The sequence below is a fragment of the Pseudomonas cerasi genome (assembly GCF_900074915.1).
Lineage (GTDB): Bacteria > Pseudomonadota > Gammaproteobacteria > Pseudomonadales > Pseudomonadaceae > Aquipseudomonas > Aquipseudomonas cerasi.
The window spans coordinates 1,469,256-1,485,737 of the sequence record NZ_LT222319.1 but is presented as its reverse complement, the minus strand read 5'-3'; the positions used below and the strand labels follow the sequence as shown (position 1 = coordinate 1,485,737).

17 protein-coding genes are annotated in these 16,482 nt (G+C 58.5%); 3 read left to right on the top strand and 14 right to left on the bottom strand.

Annotation, left to right across the window (positions count from 1 at the left end; translation table 11 throughout):
- Positions 1 to 78: 78 nt before the first annotated feature.
- Together PCPL58_RS09190 and PCPL58_RS30780 are read right to left on the bottom strand one after the other, a co-directional pair.
- Positions 79 to 594 carry a CinA family protein gene (locus tag PCPL58_RS09190; protein ID WP_065349275.1) on the bottom strand — a complete coding sequence of 172 codons (516 nt, stop codon included), beginning with the start codon at positions 592 to 594 and terminating at the stop codon, positions 79 to 81.
- A 76-nt stretch (positions 595 to 670) separates the two neighbouring features.
- A complete protein-coding gene (locus PCPL58_RS30780; protein WP_157893895.1) occupies positions 671 to 913 on the bottom strand; it encodes a damage-inducible protein CinA in 243 nt (80 codons plus the stop codon).
- Positions 914 to 1,066: 153 nt separating this feature from the next.
- Between PCPL58_RS30780 and mutS the strand changes: the two genes are divergently transcribed.
- On the top strand, positions 1,067 to 3,634 hold the full coding sequence (gene mutS / locus PCPL58_RS09185) for a DNA mismatch repair protein MutS (protein ID WP_161937152.1): 2,568 nt from the start codon (positions 1,067 to 1,069) through the stop codon (positions 3,632 to 3,634).
- A 259-nt stretch (positions 3,635 to 3,893) separates the two neighbouring features.
- On the top strand, positions 3,894 to 4,217 hold the full coding sequence (gene fdxA, locus PCPL58_RS09180) for a ferredoxin FdxA (protein WP_002554692.1): 324 nt from the start codon (positions 3,894 to 3,896) through the stop codon (positions 4,215 to 4,217).
- A 545-nt stretch (positions 4,218 to 4,762) separates the two neighbouring features.
- On the opposite strand, the gene rpoS is transcribed toward fdxA, so the two are convergent.
- The 8 genes from rpoS to PCPL58_RS09140 all read right to left on the bottom strand — a co-directional run bounded on the left by rpoS (position 4,763) and on the right by PCPL58_RS09140 (position 11,998).
- A complete protein-coding gene (gene rpoS / locus PCPL58_RS09175; RefSeq protein ID WP_003364793.1) occupies positions 4,763 to 5,770 on the bottom strand; it encodes an RNA polymerase sigma factor RpoS in 1,008 nt (335 codons plus the stop codon).
- Between the two features lie 103 nt (positions 5,771 to 5,873).
- Positions 5,874 to 6,740, bottom strand: a complete 867-nt coding sequence (locus tag PCPL58_RS09170) for a peptidoglycan DD-metalloendopeptidase family protein (RefSeq protein WP_065349274.1) — start codon at positions 6,738 to 6,740, stop codon at positions 5,874 to 5,876.
- 207 nt (positions 6,741 to 6,947) lie between these two features.
- Positions 6,948 to 7,583 (bottom strand): protein-L-isoaspartate(D-aspartate) O-methyltransferase, encoded by a 636-nt coding sequence (locus tag PCPL58_RS09165; RefSeq protein WP_003364797.1) that lies wholly within the window; start codon positions 7,581 to 7,583, stop codon positions 6,948 to 6,950.
- A gap of 41 nt (positions 7,584 to 7,624) precedes the next feature.
- Positions 7,625 to 8,374, bottom strand: a complete 750-nt coding sequence (gene surE, locus PCPL58_RS09160; protein WP_003364800.1) for a 5'/3'-nucleotidase SurE — start codon at positions 8,372 to 8,374, stop codon at positions 7,625 to 7,627.
- Positions 8,362 to 9,420, bottom strand: coding sequence for a tRNA pseudouridine(13) synthase TruD (truD, locus tag PCPL58_RS09155; RefSeq protein ID WP_065349273.1), 1,059 nt, complete (start codon positions 9,418 to 9,420; stop codon positions 8,362 to 8,364). Before truD ends, surE begins: the two co-directional genes overlap by 13 nt.
- On the bottom strand, positions 9,417 to 9,890 hold the full coding sequence (gene ispF, locus PCPL58_RS09150; protein ID WP_003364807.1) for a 2-C-methyl-D-erythritol 2,4-cyclodiphosphate synthase: 474 nt from the start codon (positions 9,888 to 9,890) through the stop codon (positions 9,417 to 9,419). Before ispF ends, truD begins: the two co-directional genes overlap by 4 nt.
- A gap of 53 nt (positions 9,891 to 9,943) precedes the next feature.
- A complete protein-coding gene (gene fghA / locus PCPL58_RS09145; RefSeq protein ID WP_065349272.1) occupies positions 9,944 to 10,789 on the bottom strand; it encodes an S-formylglutathione hydrolase in 846 nt (281 codons plus the stop codon).
- Between the two features lie 96 nt (positions 10,790 to 10,885).
- A complete protein-coding gene (locus PCPL58_RS09140; protein ID WP_065349271.1) occupies positions 10,886 to 11,998 on the bottom strand; it encodes an S-(hydroxymethyl)glutathione dehydrogenase/class III alcohol dehydrogenase in 1,113 nt (370 codons plus the stop codon).
- A 103-nt stretch (positions 11,999 to 12,101) separates the two neighbouring features.
- Between PCPL58_RS09140 and PCPL58_RS09135 the strand changes: the two genes are divergently transcribed.
- Complete coding sequence (locus PCPL58_RS09135; RefSeq protein WP_003433355.1) at positions 12,102 to 12,998, top strand: LysR family transcriptional regulator; 897 nt, start codon at positions 12,102 to 12,104, stop codon at positions 12,996 to 12,998.
- On the opposite strand, the gene ispD is transcribed toward PCPL58_RS09135, so the two are convergent.
- The 4 genes from ispD to kdsA form a co-directional block, all read right to left on the bottom strand.
- On the bottom strand, positions 12,958 to 13,716 hold the full coding sequence (gene ispD / locus PCPL58_RS09130; RefSeq protein WP_065349270.1) for a 2-C-methyl-D-erythritol 4-phosphate cytidylyltransferase: 759 nt from the start codon (positions 13,714 to 13,716) through the stop codon (positions 12,958 to 12,960). The two genes, PCPL58_RS09135 and ispD, sit on opposite strands and share 41 nt — an antisense overlap.
- Before the next feature lie 13 nt (positions 13,717 to 13,729).
- Positions 13,730 to 14,008, bottom strand: a complete 279-nt coding sequence (gene ftsB, locus PCPL58_RS09125) for a cell division protein FtsB (protein WP_003314315.1) — start codon at positions 14,006 to 14,008, stop codon at positions 13,730 to 13,732.
- 190 nt (positions 14,009 to 14,198) lie between these two features.
- A complete protein-coding gene (gene eno / locus PCPL58_RS09120; protein WP_065349269.1) occupies positions 14,199 to 15,485 on the bottom strand; it encodes a phosphopyruvate hydratase in 1,287 nt (428 codons plus the stop codon).
- Between the two features lie 139 nt (positions 15,486 to 15,624).
- The gene (gene kdsA / locus PCPL58_RS09115; RefSeq protein ID WP_003314314.1) at positions 15,625 to 16,470 is read right to left on the bottom strand and encodes a 3-deoxy-8-phosphooctulonate synthase; all 846 of its coding nucleotides are present in this window, start codon (positions 16,468 to 16,470) and stop codon (positions 15,625 to 15,627) included.
- Positions 16,471 to 16,482: the final 12 nt, after the last annotated feature.

Genomic DNA, 16,482 nt, shown 5'->3' with positions numbered 1-16,482 from the left:
ATCAAATTCAATTAGGGCCTTGATGGCCACAACACCTGTATAAGTAGACAGTATTATTCCACAGCAGTGAGCGCGCGCCTACCCCTGTTTTGGCATTTCTCCGCGCGCAAGCTGTATCAGCCCGTGCAACGCGGCTTCGACCGTCCGTCGACGGACCTGATCACGGTCGCCATCGAAGTAGCAACGCCGGGCGATCAGCGCATCATCCTTGCCCCAGCACAGCCACACAGTACCGACCGGTTTGTCCGGCGAACCGCCGCCAGGCCCCGCGACACCGCTGACCGCGACGGCGAATCGTGCACCGCTTTCACGCTGCGCGCCTCGCACCATGGCCTCGACAACCGGCTGACTGACCGCCCCGACCTGTGCGAACAACACCTCGGGTACCCCTAACTGACGGGTCTTCTGGGCATTCGAATAGGTCACGTAGCCCGCTTCGAACCACGCCGAGCTGCCGGCAATGCGCGTGATCGCTTCGGCTATTCCGCCCCCCGTACAGGATTCGGCAGTGGTCACTTGCGCACCCATTGCACCCAGAAGCCTGCCAAGCGTATCGGCAAGCCCGGTTATCTCATCCTCGGTGTAATCGTTCATGCTGGAAAGCCTGTAAAGGTGAATCCTGAGGCAGTGCACCTGCCGCGCAACGGGGCTGAGCATGCTGCTTTACTGGTCATTTTTCCTGCGCCCGGGCTTTTTGACCGTTTCCACCGTGGTTTCTCTCGGCCTTTTTCTGGCTTCTTCCAAAGGAATGAAGCGCCCGCTGACAGAATCCCTTGCTCGTTTGTTCTTCATATAAAAATCCTTTTTTATAAGTTGCCGCCCGGTGATCGGGTGGCAGCGATGAAAGTCTATACGCCAAATCGGGATGCATGGCTGTCTGGAAACGCCCGGTCACCAATACGCGGGAAGCCACGCGGTCACTGCACCACCCGGTCGAGCGTGATAACCTTGCCGCCATCGCACATACCCGGCAGACGCCCCTTGATTCAGACAAGGGCCACCCGTCGCGTCTCAAGGTTGCCTCACTCCTCTCAAGAACTTGCCTAAGCCACTGATGAATAAAGCAATTTCCGACCTCTCCGCACACACTCCGATGATGCAGCAGTACTGGAAACTGAAAAACCAGCACCTGGATCAACTGATGTTTTATCGCATGGGCGATTTCTACGAGATCTTCTACGAAGATGCGAAGAAAGCCGCCAAGCTGCTCGATATAACCCTGACCGCACGCGGCCAGTCGGCAGGTCAGAGCATTCCCATGTGCGGGATTCCCTACCACGCCGCCGAGGGTTATTTGGCCAAGCTGGTGAAACTGGGCGAATCGGTGGTGATCTGCGAGCAGATCGGCGACCCGGCTACCAGCAAGGGGCCGGTGGACCGTCAGGTGGTGCGGATCATCACGCCAGGGACCATCAGCGATGAGGCCCTGCTCGACGAGCGCCGCGATAACCTGATCGCCGCCGTGCTGGGTGACGAACGCCTGTTCGGCCTCGCGGTACTGGATATCACCAGCGGTAACTTCAGTGTGCTGGAGATCAAGGGCTGGGAGAACCTGCTGGCCGAGCTCGAGCGCATCAACCCGGTCGAGCTGTTGATCCCGGACGACTGGCCACAAGGTCTGCCTGCCGAGAAGCGCCGTGGTTCTCGACGTCGCGCGCCTTGGGATTTCGAGCGCGACTCAGCGCATAAAAGTTTGTGTCAGCAGTTTGCAACCCAGGACCTGAAGGGTTTCGGTTGCGAAAACCTGACGCTGGCCATCGGTGCTGCCGGCTGCCTGCTGAGCTATGCCAAGGAAACCCAGCGTACCGCCCTGCCCCATCTGCGCAGCCTGCGTCACGAACGTCTCGACGATACCGTGATCCTCGATGCCGCCAGTCGCCGTAATCTGGAACTGGACACCAACCTGTCCGGAGGCCGTGACAACACCCTGCAATCGGTCATGGACCGCTGCCAGACCGCAATGGGGACACGGTTGCTGACCCGCTGGCTGAACCGGCCATTGCGCGACCTGACCATCCTTCAGGCACGCCAGACGTCGATCACCTGTTTTCTGGAACGCTATCGCTTCGAAAACCTGCAGCCACAGCTCAAGGAAATCGGCGACATCGAGCGGATTCTGGCGCGCATCGGCCTGCGTAACGCGCGGCCACGTGACCTCGCTCGCCTGCGCGACGCCCTGAGCGCCCTGCCCGAGTTGCAACAGGCGATGACCGATCTGGAAGCGCCGCATCTGCAGCAACTTGCGCAGACCGCCAGCACCTATCCCGAGCTGGCCGATCTGCTTCAGCGCGCGATCATCGACAACCCGCCAGCCGTCATTCGTGACGGTGGCGTTTTGAAGACTGGCTACGACGCTGAGCTGGATGATCTGCAGTCGCTAAGCGAAAACGCCGGCCAGTTCCTGATCGACCTGGAAGCCCGCGAAAAAGCCCGCACCGGTCTTGGCAACCTGAAAGTCGGCTACAACCGCGTACATGGCTACTTTATCGAGCTGCCAAGCAAGCAGGCCGAGCAGGCGCCGGCTGATTACATACGCCGCCAGACCCTGAAGGGCGCCGAGCGCTTTATCACACCCGAGCTCAAGGAGTTCGAAGACAAGGCGTTGTCGGCCAAGAGCCGCGCCTTGGCTCGGGAAAAGATGCTCTACGAAACGCTGCTCGAAGACCTGATCGGTCATCTTGCGCCGCTTCAGGATACGGCGGCGGCGCTGGCCGAACTGGACGTGCTGAGCAACCTTGCGGAGCGCGCGCTGAATCTGGACCTCAATTGCCCACGCTTTGTCGCCGAACCCTGCATGCGCATCGAGCAAGGCCGTCATCCGGTGGTGGAACAGGTTCTGAGCACGCCTTTCGTTGCCAACGACCTGGCGCTGGACGACAGCACTCGCATGCTGGTCATCACCGGCCCGAACATGGGCGGTAAATCGACCTATATGCGTCAGACGGCGCTGATCGTGCTGCTGGCCCATATCGGCAGCTTCGTGCCCGCTGCCAGCTGCGAACTGTCGCTGGTCGACCGAATCTTCACCCGCATCGGCTCCAGCGACGACTTGGCGGGCGGACGCTCGACGTTCATGGTCGAAATGAGCGAAACGGCAAACATCCTGCACAACGCTACCGATAAAAGTCTGGTGCTGATGGACGAAGTCGGGCGCGGCACCAGTACTTTCGACGGCCTTTCGCTGGCTTGGGCGGCAGCCGAGTGCCTCGCGCAGCTGCGCGCCTATACACTGTTCGCCACGCACTATTTCGAACTGACGGTATTGCCGGAAAGCGAACCGCTGGTGACCAATGTGCACCTCAACGCCACCGAGCATAATGAGCGCATCGTGTTCCTGCACCGGGTCCTGCCAGGGCCTGCGAGTCAGAGCTACGGCCTGGCCGTGGCGCAACTGGCCGGCGTGCCGGGCAAGGTCATCAGCCGCGCCAAGGAACACTTGCAGCGTCTGGAAACCACCAGCCTGCCGCACGAGCAGCCGCGCGCCAAACCCGGCAAGCCCGCAGTCCCGCAGCAGAGCGATATGTTCGCAAGTCTGCCGCACCCGGTGCTCGACGAGCTGTCGAAGGTCAAGGTCGACGATATGACCCCGCGGCAGGCGCTGGATTTGCTATACACATTGCAAACTCGCCTGTGACGCGAAGCGTTACATACTGTTAGAATCCCGCGCGGTTTGGGACGCTCTCGGCTTTTAGCCTGGTCGAGGCGTTTTTCGAGCCGCGTGAAAATGCAGCGAACCATCGGTAGGTAGCAGGGACAGGTAGCAGACGCCGCAGTCTTACGGCTTCAAGGCCACCCACCAAAAGCACGTGTTTTCATAGGGCCGGGAAACCTCCCGAACCTGGCACCCCTGTCTGGAAGGGCTCTGCCGCAGCCGCCTGAGGAGAAAATTAGAAATGACCTTCGTCGTCACCGACAACTGCATCAAGTGCAAGTACACCGACTGCGTAGAAGTCTGTCCGGTGGACTGCTTTTACGAAGGCCCGAATTTCCTGGTGATCCACCCGGACGAGTGCATCGACTGCGCGCTCTGCGAGCCAGAGTGCCCTGCCGTAGCCATTTACTCGGAAGACGAGATCCCTGCCGGCATGGAAAACTTCATCGAGCTCAACGCCGAGCTTGCCGAAGTCTGGCCCAATATCACCGAAAAGAAAGACGCTATGCCGGATGCGGCAGAGTGGGATGGCAAAACCGGCAAGATCGCTGATCTGGAACGCTAGATTCCAGACAGACAAAAGGCCCTCAAGAGGGCCTTTTTTATTGAATGCGCTTTTCTGCAGACAAAAAAAGGGGCGGTATGACCCGCCCACGTTTTTCCCTGATCCCTGTATTCCCTTGTCATCATCCTGATGAATCGCATCCCGCGATGTCCTTGACCGTCATCCTTGATGGCCCGTGCCTGTCCGTTGGCACAGCTTCGATATTAGAGATTTAACCCTGGAGAGCAACACCCGAAACGCTCCAGAATATTTCCCGGTCGATTGTCTTACAGGATTAAAACCCTTTCAAAAACAAAGCCTTGCAACGAAAAAACCGTGAAATTGGCGACTAGCCTTACTTCGATTACCTGAATGACTTACAGCAAGCGTGCGCAATGACTTACAGGCTTTGAACCTTCCAAGTACACCGACCGCGAGATTGAACAGGCAAAACCGTATTGGCGGGTCCCGTGAGCAGCAATATTGAAATGACGAAAGACATATAAAAAGGCCGATATACACACACTGTGTTATATCGGCCCTAGATGGATGCTGCAGAGGGGGGATTACTGGAAGAGGGATTCGCTAGACAGACCATTTTTCTCGAGGATCTCACGCAGACGCTTGAGTCCTTCAACCTGAATCTGCCTTACACGCTCACGCGTCAGGCCGATCTCAAGCCCTACATCTTCAAGCGTGCTGCTTTCATGCCCGCGCAAGCCGAAGCGGCGAATCACCACCTCGCGCTGCTTCTCGGTCAGTTCAGACAGCCATTGATCGATACTCTGTGAGAGATCGTCGTCCTGCAGCAACTCGCAGGGGTCTGTCGGACGGTCGTCGGTCAAGGTATCGAGCAGCGTCTTGTCCGAATCCGGGCCCAGCGAAACGTCCACTGACGAAACACGCTCGTTCAGGCCCAGCATGCGCTTGACCTCGCCTACCGGTCTTTCCAGCAGGTTGGCGATCTCTTCAGGAGAAGGTTCGTGATCCAGCTTCTGGGTCAGCTCTCTGGCCGCACGCAGATAAACGTTCAGCTCCTTGACCACATGAATCGGCAGTCGGATGGTCCGCGTCTGATTCATGATCGCGCGTTCAATGGTCTGACGAATCCACCAGGTGGCGTAGGTGGAGAAACGAAAACCGCGCTCCGGGTCGAACTTCTCAACCGCCCTGATCAACCCCAAGTTGCCCTCCTCGATCAGATCAAGCAATGACAGCCCACGATTGACATAACGTCTGGCAATTTTCACTACCAGCCGCAGATTGCTTTCAATCATGCGTTTGCGCCCGGCCGGATCTCCACTTTGCGACAGACGCGCAAAATGCACTTCTTCTTCCGGGGACAATAGAGGAGAAAAACCGATTTCATTGAGGTACAGCTGGGTAGCATCAAGCGCCCGCGTGTAGTCAATGTACTTGTGTTGTTTGAGCGATGTTGATTGCTTGACCTTGGTACGTCCCGAGACAGCGGCTGGCTGCTTCTCGTTTGACGCTTCCTTCAGGACAATGCCGGCTTCCATAAGGAGCACTTCATCATCGATGTCAAACTCCGGCGCTTCGTTGCCAAGAGCCATTGTTTTAGTCCTTTGGTGAGTTCGACCTCAAGCTCCAGCATCGCCTGGTTCCATGGCAACACTTGAGCCTGTTCCTATTACGCCTGGAACAGGCTGGCAACTATCAACGACGTGGCAAGAATCCTAACGGATCTACAGGTTTCCCTTGGCGGCGAATCTCAAAATGCAGTTTCACCCGGTCAGTTCCTGTTGACCCCATTTCGGCAATCGTCTGCCCTGCCTTGACCTGTTGTCCTTCCCGTACCAAAAGCCTGCGGTTATGACCGTAGGCACTGACGTAGGTATCGCTGTGTTTGATGATGATCAATTCGCCGTAGCCCCGTAATCCACTTCCGGCGTAAACAACTGAACCATCAGACGCTGCCAAAACAGGCTGTCCCAAATCACCAGCGATATCAATTCCTTTATTCAAACTGCCGTTTGAGGAAAATTTTCCTATCAAAATGCCACTCGAAGGCCAGGTCCAACCTGTCGGGGACTTGCCGGCCGGGCCTGTCCCGGTGGTCGCCGAGGGAGGTATAACCACAGGTACAACCGCAACAGTCTTGGACATGACCGTGGTTTTGACGGATCCGGAACTGCTGGTAGTGGTTGACGTGGACGTCACTGGACGCCCGGCGCTCGACGTTGAAACCACGCTCGGTGTTGAAGAGGAGCGTCCGTCAAAGCGAATTGTCTGACCAGGCTTGATGGTAAACGGCTCCGGGATCTGGTTACGGGCAGCCAGCGCCTTCCAGTCCCAGCCGTAACGAAATGCAATGGAAAAAAGTGTGTCACCGCGCCTAACCACGTATTGGCCAGTGGTCACCGTCGGGCGCTGGGCCACGGCATTGCCGTTGCGATCAACGACGCGAACGCCGCCTGAGGGCGAGCTGGAGCAGCCGACCAAAAGGACACTGAGAGCAATGCCAATCACCAGACGCTGATAACTTCTTGAAGACCTGAGCTGCTGAATGACTGTGAGACTCACCCGCCACTCCCTTTACTGGTGACTGAATTCAAAAAAGATGCCTATTGTGCCGTAATAGCGACGGGCAGCCAGTGATATCCGCTGAAAAACGCTGTTAAGTATCAATCAGCTGCATGGAAATGATGCCATCAGGCCACTCAACATTCCGGGCCGCGCGCTGTAGACAGATGACTGACGCCAGAATTCATTGTTTACCGCAGACAATCTTCAAGCGATGGGTCCATTGAGCAATGGCACGAAGCGCACAGCCCCCAGCACGTGCCGGGAAAAACCGTGTTCTTCACGGATGATCAGCATCAACTGCTGAACCTCCCCCGAGCCCACGGGAATGACCAGACGGCCTCCCGGTGCCAGCTGATCGAGCAATGCCTGCGGTACATCGGTTGCCACCGCCGTGACGATGATGCCGTTATAGGGCGCCAGGGCTGGCCAGCCTTCCCAGCCGTCACCCCAGCGGAACACCACATTGCGCAGATTGAGCTCGACCAGACGTTCCTTGGCGCGATCCTGAAGCACCTTGATGCGCTCGACCGAGAACACTCGTTCTACCAGCTGCGCCAGCACAGCAGTCTGATAGCCTGACCCCGTACCGATCTCCATGACCTTGTCCAGCGGCCCGGCTGCCAGCAGCAGCTCGCTCATCCGCGCGACCATGTAAGGCTGGGAAATGGTCTGGTTGTGACCGATGGGCAATGCGGTGTCTTCGTAGGCGCGATGCGCCAGCGCTTCATCGACAAACAGATGCCGTGGCGTCTTGCGAATGACGTCCAGTACCCGCTGGTTGGAAATGCCCTCTTCACAGAGGCGCTGAATCAGACGCTCGCGGGTACGCTGCGATGTCATTCCGATCCCTCGACGCAATAAATCATCCTGCTCGCGTGACATCAACGAAGCCCCTCCAGCCAGGTGTTCAGGCTGCTGAATCCGTCCTGATAGGTTCTATCCAGCTGCAACGGCGTGATCGATACATAGCCTTGTACGACCGCATGAAAGTCGGTCCCGGCGCCGCCGTCCTCGACATCACCGGCAGCAGCGATCCAGTAGCCAGCGCGGCCACGCGGGTCGACGACCTTGATCGGCGCCGCAGCGCGGGCACGATGCCCCAATCGGGTCAGTTGAATGCCGCGGATGTGCTCGAGCGGCAGGTTGGGAATATTCACGTTCAATACCGTGCGGGGTGGCAGGTCGAGTTGCTCATGGGCCTCGACCAGCAAGCGCGCGTAATGCGCCGCCGTCGCCAGATTATCCGGCTGACGTGACAGAAACGAAAAGGCAAACGACGGGCGCTGCAGAAAACGCCCTTCAAGCGCTGCGGCGACCGTTCCGGAATACAGTACATCGTCGCCCAGATTGGCCCCCAGGTTAATGCCTGAAACCACCATGTCCGGTTGCCGCTCCAGTAGCCCGTGAATGCCCAGATGCACACAATCGGTGGGCGTACCGTTGACACTGATGAAGCCGTTTTCCAGGGTGTGCGGATGCAAGGGCCGGTCGAGTGTCAGAGAACTGCTGGCACCACTTTTGTCCTGATCAGGCGCAATCACCACGCAGTCGGCGTAGTTCGCCAACGCCGCATGGAGCGCGACAAGACCGGGCGCATTCACCCCGTCATCATTTGATATCAGAATACGCATGAGCTGTCCGTCTGCCCAACCGGCACCAGATCGATGAGTTCGCGTACCAAGACGGTCGCAAAGCATCCGGGCGGAAGGACGAATTCCAGTTGCAGAATGTCAGACTCGGGATAATGCCACGTCAGCCGTCCAATGGGCAGTCGCAGGATGCGACGTTCGTGCTCCATGCCCGCTCTGACCAGCCAGTCACGCAACACGGATTCGTCATTGGCAACGGTATTTTCCAGCGCTGCCGTCGCACCGCCAGCTGGCGAAGGGCCTTCACCCCACTGAGGACCGGTGGGGTGCAGATCGAGGATCGCCAGACGAGGATCGCTGCATTCATCCAATCCGGCCGGGAAAAAACTGCGACTGTCGGTGAACGCAAGCAAATCCCCGACCTGAGCCTTCTGCCAGCTGCCATCGGCAACCCGGGCGGCCAACACCCGGTTGAACAGGTAACTGCGCGCCGTGGACAACAGTCGCGAACGCACGGCGCGCTGCTCAGGCAGTGCCTTGCGGGCGGCGTAATCGCGTGCCTCGCCAAGATTTCCGCCCTGATAGCCAAAACGCTGCGAGCCAAAATAATTGGGGATGCCCTGCCGGGCAATGGTTTCAAGGCGCTGATTCAACGCGCCCTGGTCTGCATCCAGCTGAGTCAGACGCAGGGTGAAGCCATTGGCCGCATGGGCGCCACGTTGCAGCTTGCGTTTGTGACGACCGCTTTTGAGAATCTTCAGCGTGTCGTCCTGCGCAGCAGACAGATCAGGATCGGCCTTGCCCGGCAGTTGAATACTGAACCACTGACGGGTCAATGCCTGGCGATCCTTGAGACCGGCGTAGCTGACTGTGCGCAACTGAACGCCCGCAGCCCGGGCCAGCCGGCGCGCCGCCTCTTCCGTGTTCAGGCCGCGTTTCTCGACCCATAGCCACAAGTGCTCGCCATCCCCGGAAAGCGGAATGTCCAGCACTTCATCGACCTGAAAGTCTTCGGCAGTCGCCTTGAGCACTGCACGCCCCAGTGCATCGCCGTAAGCTCGCGGGCCCAGCAGTTCAAGTTCATTCATGCGCGCAGCAACAACGCAACGGCATGCACCGCGATGCCTTCTTCACGCCCGGTAAAGCCAAGCTTTTCGGTCGTTGTGGCCTTGACGTTGACCTGATCCAGCTCAACCTGAAGGTCTTCGGCGATCAATGCACGCATGGCATCGATATGCGGCGCCATTTTCGGTGCCTGAGCGACGATGGTCGCGTCGACATTACCGACCTTCCAGCCTTTGCCATGGATCAGCGTGAGGACATGACGCAGCAGCACGCGGCTGTCGGCGCCCTTGAACTGCGGGTCGGTGTCAGGAAAGTGCTTGCCGATATCGCCCAGCGCTGCGGCGCCCAGAAGCGCGTCGCTCAAGGCATGCAGCAGGACATCGCCATCGGAATGGGCCAGCAGGCCGAACCCGTGTGCAATCCGCACGCCGCCCAAGGTAATGAAGTCGCCTTCAGCGAAACGGTGCACATCATAGCCATGGCCAATACGCATAAAAAAACGCCCTGAAAAAAGTCAGGGCGTGATTCTACCTGCTTTGGCGCGCGTTAGCTGTTCAAGGCTGCAGCGTGATGCCTGAGATGGTCTTCGATGAAGCTGGCGATGAAGAAATAGCTGTGGTCGTAACCTGGCTGCATGCGCAGGGTCAGCGGGTAATCCGAAGCCTTGGCCGCCTGAACCAGCGCCTCGGGTTTGAGCTGGTTGACCAGAAAATCATCACGATCGCCCTGATCGACCAGGGTCGGCAGCTTTTCGGACGCCTGCGCAATCAGTACGCTGGCATCCCACTCGCGCCAGCGAGAACGGTCTTCGCCCAGATAACGGGAGAATGCCTTTTGCCCCCAGGGGCAATCGATCGGATTACTGATCGGCGAAAACGCCGACACCGAGCGATAGCGGCCAGGATTGCGCAATGCGCAGACCAGCGCGCCGTGACCGCCCATCGAGTGGCCGCTGATACTGCGCACCTGCGACGCCGGGAAATGCCCCTCGATCAACGCCGGCAGTTCCTTGACCACGTAATCATGCATTTGGTAATGCCGCGCGTAAGGCTGCTCGGTAGCGTTAAGGTAGAAGCCCGCGCCCTGACCGAAGTCCCAGGCGCCGTCAGGGTCATCTGCCACGTCGGCACCGCGCGGACTGGTATCAGGCGCCACGATGATGATGCCCAGCTCGGCCGCCAGTCGATGGGCCGCTGCTTTCTGCATGAAGTTCTCATCCGTGCAGGTCAGGCCGGACAGCCAGTACAACACCGGCAGCTTGCCGCCCTGCTCCGCCTGTGGCGGCAGGTAGACGGCAAACACCATGTCGCAACCGAGCACTTGAGAATGACGCTTGTAGCGCTTGTGCCAGCCGCCGAAACTCTTTTGGCAGGAAATATTTTCCAAAGGCATAGGGTTTCCTCCAGTTGCAGGCGTCAAGCCTCAGGCTGCAGGCATGGACCAGAGCATCCTGCTTGCTGCTTGAGGCCGAGCGCCTGCCGCTGCTCCTTAAAAATGAATGACCGTGCGGATGCTTTTGCCTTCATGCATCAGGTCGAATGCCTTGTTGATGTCTTCCAGGCCCATGGTGTGGGTGATGAACGTATCCAGCGGGATTTCACCGGTCTGCGCCATGTCCACGTAGCGTGGCAATTCGGTACGACCACGCACGCCACCAAATGCCGAACCGCGCCAGACGCGCCCGGTCACCAGCTGGAACGGACGGGTAGCGATTTCCTGACCGGCACCGGCCACGCCGATGATGACTGACTCGCCCCAGCCCTTGTGGCAGGATTCCAGCGCTGCACGCATCAGTTGCACATTACCGATGCACTCAAACGAGAAATCGACGCCGCCATCGGTCATGTCGACAATGACTTCCTGGATCGGACGGTCGAAATCCTTCGGATTGACGCAATCAGTCGCGCCCAGCTGTTTGGCGATTTCGAACTTGGCCGGGTTGATGTCGATGGCAATGATTCGAGCTGCCTTGGCTTTGACCGCACCGATCAATGCCGAAAGGCCAATACCGCCCAGGCCGAAGATGGCCACGGTATCGCCAGGCTTGACCTTGGCGGTGTTGAGCACCGCACCGATACCGGTGGTGACACCGCAACCCAGCAGGCAGACCTTTTCCAGCGGTGCCTGCTTGTCGATTTTAGCCACCGAGATTTCCGGCAGTACGGTGTACTCGGAGAAGGTCGATGTGCCCATGTAGTGGAAAATCGGCTCGCCCTTGTAGGAAAAGCGCGTGGTGCCATCCGGCATCAGGCCTTTACCCTGAGTGGCACGAATCGCCTGACACAGGTTGGTCTTGCCCGAGCGGCAGAACTTGCACTGACGGCATTCCGGGGTGTACAGCGGAATCACGTGGTCGCCGACCATCACCGAGGTCACGCCCTCACCCACCGCTTCGACAATCGCACCGCCTTCGTGGCCGAGGATCGACGGGAAAATCCCTTCAGGGTCAGCGCCGGACAGGGTATAGGCATCGGTGTGGCAGACGCCGGAGGCCACTACTCTGAGCAGCACTTCTCCCGCCTTGGGCATGGCGACATCGACTTCAACGATCTCCAATGGCTTTTTGGCTTCAAAAGCGACAGCAGCGCGCGACTTGATCATCAATCTTCTCCGACGGGTAAAACAAGGATTGCAGTGTAGTACAGTGCCAATTGACGAGTAATGCGGCTAAAAGCAAAACATTAATGCTGTACAGGGATAATCGATGTACACCAATCGCTGGGAAGGTCTGGATGAGTTCGTTGCCGTTGCAGAATGCGGGCAGTTCACGGCGGCAGCTCAGCGGCTCGGGGTCTCCTCGTCGCATGTGAGCCGTCAAATCGTTCGTCTTGAAGAGCGCCTGCAGACCCGTCTGCTCTACCGCAGCACACGCAAGGTCGCGCTGACGGAAGCCGGACAAACCTTTCTGCACCACTGCCAGCGCCTGCAGGACGGCCGCGAAGAAGCTCTGCGCGCCGTGGGCGATCTGGCCAGCGAACCGAAGGGATTGTTGCGCATGACCTGCGCCGTGGCCTATGGCGAGCGCTTCATCACGCCGCTGGTCACGCGTTTCATGGACGTTTACCCGCACCTGCGGGTCGATATCGAGCTGAGCAACGACACGCTGGACTTGGTTCATGAAGGCATGGACCTGGCGATTCGGCTTGGCCGGTTACAGGACTCGCGTCTGGTCGCGACCCGCCTCGCGCCACGGCAGATGTACCTGTGCGCTTCGCCGTCCTACATCGAGCGTTACGGCAGACCGCACAGCCTTTCGGAACTGAATCGCCATAATTGCCTGATAGGAGGCAGCGATACCTGGCAGCTTCAGCAGAACGGGCGTGAGTTTTCCCAGCGTGTACAAGGCAACTGGCGCTGTAACAGCGGCCAGGCCGTGCTGGATGCCGCGCTGCACGGAGTCGGTTTGTGTCAGTTGCCGGATTACTACGTGCAGAAACATCTCAACGACGGCACGCTGGTTTCATTGCTGGAGGCGCATCAACCGCCTAACACTGCAGTATGGGCGCTCTATCCGCAGCAAAGGCATCTGTCACCCAAGGTGCGCAAGCTGGTGGATTATCTTAAGGAAGGGTTGGCGATGAGGGATGAGTATCGCCAGTAGCGGAAACCTGGCGCCCGAACTTGCTGCGGCGCTGGCGCAGCCACTCCAGGTCTTCGGGACGCGTGACCTTGATGTTGTCGGAACGTCCCTCGATCAGGCGTGGCGACTGCCCCGCCCACTCGATGGCCGATGCCTCATCGGTGATGCTGACGTTAGAGACCAGGCTGTCCGCCAGGGCACGATGCAGGGCACCAAGACGAAACATCTGCGGCGTGAAGGCTTGCCAGATCAGGCTGCGATCCACTGTTTCCAGCACGCGACCGCTGCTGTCGGCACGTTTGAGCGTGTCGCGGGCCGGCACGGCCAGCAGGCCGCCGACAGGGTCATCGGCCAGTTCGCCGAGCAGATTGTCCAGATCGCTGCGCGCCAGGTTCGGACGCGCAGCGTCATGAACCAGCACCCAGTCATTGTCACTGGCGCCCTGCGCATGCAGGTGCAGCAGCGCATTGAGTACCGAGCCTGAGCGCTCGCTGCCGCCGTCCACGCGCTGAATGCGAGTGTCATGCGCGCAGGGCAATGCAGCCCAGTAAGGGTCGTCCACAGCCAGACTGATCACCAACCCCTTGAGCCGGGGATGATCGAGAAAGCAAAGCAGGCTGTGTTCCAGAATTGTCAGGCCGCCCAGTGGCAGGTACTGCTTGGGACGGTCGGCTGCCATGCGAGCACCAATGCCCGCTGCAGGTATCACTGCCCAGAAGGCAGGAAGAAAGTCTTTCATCGCACCAACTTGATTATTGCGCGAGCTGGTAAAGGGTTTCGCCGTCCTTGACCATGCCCAATTCATGTCGGGCACGCTCTTCGACGGTTTCCAGACCTTTTTTCAATTCCATGACCTCAGCATCAAGCACGCGGTTGCGCTCCAGCAGCACCTGATTTTCAGCATGCTGGTCGGCAATCTGCTGAGTCAGGCTGGCCACTTGCGCAAGGCTTCCGTTACCGACCCAAAGGCGGTACTGCAAGCCAGCCAGCAACAGGAGCAGGACGAGGAACAACCAGTTAGGACTGCGCATTGAAATATCAGGTACCCAGTAAAAAAGACAGCAGAGCCAACGTGAACAACAAACGACTGAGGGCATTGAGCCTGACATAAGCCAGGCTCAATCACTCCAGATTACCGCGGAGCGTCAGCATCGGGGCTGCACGGGCAAGTCAGGGGACTCGAATCCGTGCAGCACTCTGCGTCTTTTTACCATCTATGGCTCAGCCGCGAAACTCGGCACGACCACGATACACAGCCTTGGAGCCCAATTGCTCCTCGATGCGCAGCAATTGGTTGTACTTGGACACGCGGTCGGAGCGGCACAGCGAACCGGTTTTGATCTGACCGGCAGAGGTGCCCACAGCCAGGTCGGCAATGGTCGAATCTTCGGTCTCGCCGGAACGGTGAGAGATGATCGCCGTGTAACCGGCAGCCTTGGCCATCTGAATGGCTTCCAGGGTTTCGGTCAGCGTACCGATCTGGTTGAACTTGATCAGGATCGAGTTGGCGATCTTCTTGTCAATGCCTTCCTTGAGGATCTTGGTGTTGGTCACGAACAGGTCGTCACCTACCAGCTGGGTTTTCTCGCCGATCTTGTCGGTGAGGATTTTCCAGCCATCCCAGTCGGACTCGTCCAGACCGTCTTCGATGGAAATGATCGGGTGCTTGCGAGTCAGCTCGGCAAGGTATTCGGCGAACTCGGCAGAGCTGTATTCGCCCTCTTCGCTCAGTTTGTACTTGCCGTTCTTGTAGAACTCGCTCGCTGCGCAGTCCAGCGCCAGGGTCACGTCGGTGCCCAGCGTATAACCCGCATTAGAAACAGCCTCGGCGATAGCGTCGAGCGCTTCCTTGTTGGATGCCAGGTTAGGCGCGAAGCCACCTTCGTCACCCACTGCGGTGTTCAGGCCACGCGCCTTGAGGACCGCCTTGAGGTGATGGAAAATCTCGGTGCCCCAGCGCAGGCCTTCAGCGAAGGACTTGGCGCCGATAGGCTGGATCATGAATTCCTGGATGTCGATGTTGTTATCGGCATGCTCGCCACCGTTGATGATGTTCATCATCGGCACCGGCATGGAGTACACGCCCGGTGTGCCATTGAGGTTGGCGATGTGCGCGTACAGCGGCAGGTCCTGATCCTGTGCCGCCGCCTTGGCAGCTGCCAGGGAGACCGCGAGGATGGCGTTTGCGCCCAGGCTTGCCTTGTTTTCGGTGCCGTCCAGCTCGATCATCGCGTGATCCAGCGCCTTCTGGTCGACCGGATCCTTGCCCAGAAGCAGGTCACGGATAGGGCCATTGATGTTGGCCACAGCTTTCAGAACGCCCTTGCCCATGTAACGGCTCTTGTCGCCATCACGCAGCTCCAGCGCTTCGCGCGAGCCGGTTGAAGCACCGGACGGCGCGCAGGCGCTGCCGATGATGCCGTTATCGAGGAGCACATCTGCTTCCACGGTGGGATTGCCACGGGAGTCGAGAACTTCACGACCTTTGATGTCGACGATTTTTGCCATTGTTGTAAACACTCCAAGATTGACGAAAACGACGCAGCTGGGAAAACAATGCTCGCAATCAGACGCAGGAAAAGGCAGGTCTGAATGCGACAACCCCGTCACGAATGACGGGGAACGGCACTTTACCGGAGAACCATGTTCAAGCGGTCTCTACGATCGGAAAACTCTTTACAAGTTCATCCAGGGACTTGAGTTGGGCCAGAAACGGCTCGAGCTTGTCCAGACGCAGGGCACATGGCCCGTCGCATTTGGCGTTGTCAGGATCCGGATGGGCTTCAAGGAACAGACCGGCCAGATTCTGACTGATACCGGCCTTGGCAAGATCCAGCACCTGGGCGCGGCGCCCGCCCGCAGAATCGGAACGACCGCCCGGCATCTGCAGGGCATGGGTCACGTCGAACAGGATCGGGTACTCGAACTGCTTCATGATGCCAAAGCCAAGCATGTCCACGACCAGATTGTTGTAACCGAAGCTGGAGCCCCGCTCACAGAGAATCAACTGATCGTTCCCCGCCTCTTCGCACTTGGTCAGGATGTGTTTCATTTCCTGGGGTGCAAGGAACTGGGCTTTCTTGATGTTGATGACTGCACCGGTTTTCGCCATCGCGACGACCAGATCGGTCTGCCGCGACAGGAAAGCCGGCAGTTGAATGATGTCGCAGACTTCGGCCACCACGGCGGCCTGATGAGGCTCGTGAACATCGGTGATCAGCGGCACGTTGAAGGTGCGCTTGATCTCTTCGAAAATACGCATGCCTTCTTCAAGGCCCGGCCCACGGTAGGAGTTCACCGAAGAGCGGTTGGCCTTGTCGAAGCTGGCCTTGAACACGTAAGGGATACCGAGCTTTTCGGTGACCTTTACGTATTCTTCACAGACCTGCATGGCCATATCCCGGGATTCGAGTACGTTCATGCCGCCAAACAGCACCATTGGCTTGTCGTTGGCGATCTCGATCGAACCTACGCGGATGATTTTCTGAGCCATGTCTGCAGTCCC